Origin of the sequence: Sulfitobacter sp. HI0129 (assembly GCF_001635395.1) — a bacterium.
In the GTDB taxonomy this organism is placed as follows: Bacteria; Pseudomonadota; Alphaproteobacteria; order Rhodobacterales; family Rhodobacteraceae; genus Sulfitobacter.
This window is the reverse complement of record NZ_LWGH01000533.1, coordinates 1-582: the sequence shown is the minus strand read 5'-3', so window position 1 is coordinate 582 and position 582 is coordinate 1. Positions and strand designations below refer to the sequence as shown.

The following is a 582-nucleotide window of genomic DNA, read 5'->3' as shown; positions in this document are numbered from 1 at the left end:
AGACCACCCCGACCTTGACCGGCAGCAGGTTCAGGATGGCGGTCTCGATCTCGTCCTTCAGCCGCTCGAGCTTGAATATGTCGCTGAACTGTCCCTCGAGAAGCAACTGAGCCAGATCGCCCACCGACGCCACGGCACGCTCCAGCGCCAGGGGCTTCGTGGTCGGGGCCGCGCCGGCGGTGCGGATCAATGCGTGAAGATCTGCCCTCAATTCGCTGTAGGCGACTTCCTGTTGCAGTTTGGCGCGCAGCGCGGTGATCTGCGTCAGCTCGGTTCGCACATCCTGGCGGGCCTGCCTGAGTTCGACGGAAATGTCCCGGCGCACGAAGAAACCGAGGGTGGTGGGCCTGCCGTCGCTGTTGAACAGCGCGGCGACCATCGTGTCCAGAACGGGCATCGCGACCCTGCCGTAAAGCGGCTCCGCAAGCCCCAGGGTCTGATCCAGCACGGTCCGCAGCCAGGCTTCCACATCCTCGAGCAGATCGTCGCCATAGCGCGTGGCCTGCGACAGGAAGCCAGCGACCGTCCGGCTCTCGCCGGCGGGGGTTTGCACGGCGTCGATGCGTGCCGCGAGTTGGTCCT

Annotated in this window: 1 protein-coding gene; it reads right to left on the bottom strand. The window is 65.8% G+C overall.

The window, feature by feature from the left end; translation table 11 throughout:
* Positions 1–582, bottom strand: a 582-nt coding sequence (locus A3764_RS25205) for a hypothetical protein (protein WP_161487498.1), incomplete at both ends; no start/stop codon positions are given.